This window comes from Streptomyces adustus, assembly GCF_009377175.1.
In the GTDB taxonomy this organism is placed as follows: Bacteria; Actinomycetota; Actinomycetes; order Streptomycetales; family Streptomycetaceae; genus Streptomyces; species Streptomyces adustus.
In genome coordinates this window covers 1-2,437 of the sequence record NZ_VJZD01000498.1, presented here as the reverse complement: position 1 = coordinate 2,437, position 2,437 = coordinate 1, and the positions used below count along the sequence as shown (strand labels likewise).

Here is a 2,437-nt window from a genome sequence, read left to right as displayed (position 1 = left end):
AGGGAGAGGTCAGGGGCGGGCGTAGGCGCCGACGTCGTCGCCGAGCAGTTCCCGCAGCCGGCCCAGGGCCCGTACGCACCGGGTGCGCACCGCCGCCGAGCTGGCGTTCATCGCGTCGGCGGTCTCCTGGATGGAGCGGTCCTCCCAGTAGCGCAGGACGATCACGGCCCGGTCCTTGGCGGGCAGCGTGCCGAGCGCCGACATCAGGGTGAGTCGCAGCGACGGGTCGGCGAGGGTGCCGTCCGCCCGGTCGGGCAGGACGTCCGTGGCGCGCTCGGTGCTGCTGCGGCGCCGCTGGTGGGCGAGGAACGTACGGGTGAGGACGGTCTGCGCGTAGGCGGCGGGGTTGTCGGCCCGGGAGACCCGGCCCCAGCGGGTGTAGAGGCGGCCGAGGGTGTCCTGCACCAGGTCCTCGGCGAGATGGGTGTCCCCGGCGGTGAGCAGGCAGGCGGAGCGGTACAGATGTCCCGTGCGTGCCGCCGCGAACTCCGCGTACTCCTGCGCGCGGACCTGCCTCATGTATGCCCCCTGCTCGTGGTTCCCGCCTGCGCTGCGCTGCCCTCACCCCATTGATGCGGTGGGGTACGGGAAATGTTTCAGGGCTGACGCACCGACAGCTGAGATCTGGCTCACAGCAAGGCGGGCGGGCGCGCGGGGTCGTGGACGTGAAGGAGCCGGGGCGGGTGTTACGGGTGTACGCCGGTTACGGCAGGGCGTGCACGTGCGGGCCCACCGCGTTCGACCAGGCGTTGCCCGCCGAAGCGTCCCAGTTCGTCGACCAGGTCATCGCGCCGCGCAGGGCGGGGTAGGCCTTGGAGGGCTTGAACGAACCGCAGTTGGTGAGCCTGGTCAGGCAGTCGAGGGCGTTGTTCACGATCGTCGGGGAGACGTAGCCGCTGCCCGCGCCGCTGGTGGAGGCGGGGAGGCCGAGGCCGACCTGGGACGCGTCGAGGCCGCCCTGGAGCTGGATGCAGGCGAGCGCCGTCAGGAAGTCGACCGAGCCCTGCGAGTAGACCTTGCCGTCGCAGCCGAGCATCGAGCCGCTGTTGTAGTACTGCATGTTGACGACGGTGAGGATGTCCTTGATGTTCAGCGCCGTCTGGAAGTAGGAGTTCGACGTGGACTGCATGTCGATGGTCTGCGGGGCCATGGTGATGACCAGGGACGAGCCCGCCTTCGCGGACAGGGACCGCAGCGCCTGGGACATGTAGGTCGCGTTGAGGCCGTTCTCCAGGTCGATGTCGACGCCGTCGAAGCCGTACGTCTGCATCAGCGAGTACACCGAGTTGGCGAAGTTGGTCGCGGAGGCCGAGTCGCTCACCGAGATCGTGCCGTTCTGGCCGCCGATCGAGATGATGACCTTCTTGCCGGCCGCCTGCTTGGCCTTGATGTCCGCCTTGAACTGGTCGACGGTGTAGCCGCCGAGCCCGGCCGAGTCGAGCGTGAAGCTCACCGCGCCCGGCGTGCTCGTGGCGTCCGCGAAGGCGACGGCGATGATGTCGTACTGCGACTGCACGGCGGAGAGCTTCTGCACGGTCGCGCCGTTGTTGAAGTTCTGCCAGTAGCCCGTCACGGCGTGCGCGGGCACGGTGCCCCCGCCGCCCCCGCCACCGCCGGTCGCGGCCGTCGTCCCGGTCACGGCCGACGACTTCGCCGACTCACCGGCCGAGTTGGTCGCGCTGACCTGGAACGAGTACGCCGTGGAGGCGCTGAGCCCCGAGACGGTCGCGGAGGTCCCGCTCACCGACTGGACCTTGGAGCCGCCCTGGTACACGTTGTAGCCGGTCGCGCCCGACACGGCGTTCCAGGCCAGGGAGACCGACGAGGAGGTCGTGCCGGACACCGCGAGGCCCGCGGGGGTCGCCGGGACCGTCGGGGCCGGGTCGCCGCCCCCGCCGCCGTCGGGGCCGAACACCGAGAAGTCGTCGGCGAGGTAGGCGGGCTGTCCGTACCAGCCGTGCGACCAGACCGACACCGACGTCGTCGAGGCGCCGGTGGTGAAGGTGGTCGACAGCTGCGTCCAGGTGGTGTTGGGCGTCCAGGTCGAGACGTCCGTCGTTCCCGTGCCGGTCACCCCGAGGTAGGTGTAGGACCCCTGCACCCAGGCGCTCAGCGTGTACGTCGAGTTGGGCTTCACGGCGACGGACTGCGAGCACTGGGCGTAGTCCTGCCCCGCGGGCGTGGCCTTCAGCGCCGCCGCACCGCTGTGCACCGGCGAGGAGACGGTCGTACCGCTGCCCGCGGAACAGGTCCAGTTGGTCAGGCCCGACTCGAAGCCGGCGTTCTTGACGTTGTTGACGTCCGCGGCGGACGCCAGGCCCGCGCCGGCGAAGGTCAGGGACAGGGCGGTCGCGGTGATGGCCGCCCAGAAGCCGGTGCGTCCGGAGAAGGTGCGTCCGGAGCGGGCGCGTGCGGCGCGGGTGCGTCCGGGGAGGGC

General features: G+C 70.9%; 2 protein-coding genes. Both read right to left on the bottom strand.

Going from position 1 to position 2,437, the window contains the following annotated elements; all coding sequences use genetic code 11:
* Positions 1 to 9: 9 nt before the first annotated feature.
* Entirely contained in the window at positions 10 to 519 is a 510-nt protein-coding gene (locus tag FNH09_RS46055) for a SigE family RNA polymerase sigma factor (protein WP_152895820.1), read from the bottom strand.
* Positions 520 to 703: 184 nt separating this feature from the next.
* On the bottom strand, positions 704 to 2,359 hold the full coding sequence (locus FNH09_RS46050) for a glycosyl hydrolase family 18 protein (protein ID WP_162470113.1): 1,656 nt from the start codon (positions 2,357 to 2,359) through the stop codon (positions 704 to 706).
* Between the last annotated feature and the right edge of the window lie 78 nt (positions 2,360 to 2,437).

Excerpts from the sequence above, each read along its gene's own strand:
- FNH09_RS46055 (WP_152895820.1), bottom strand. The coding sequence starts at position 519 with ATGAGGCAGGTCCGCGCGCAGGAGTACGCGGAGTTCGCGGCGGCACGC.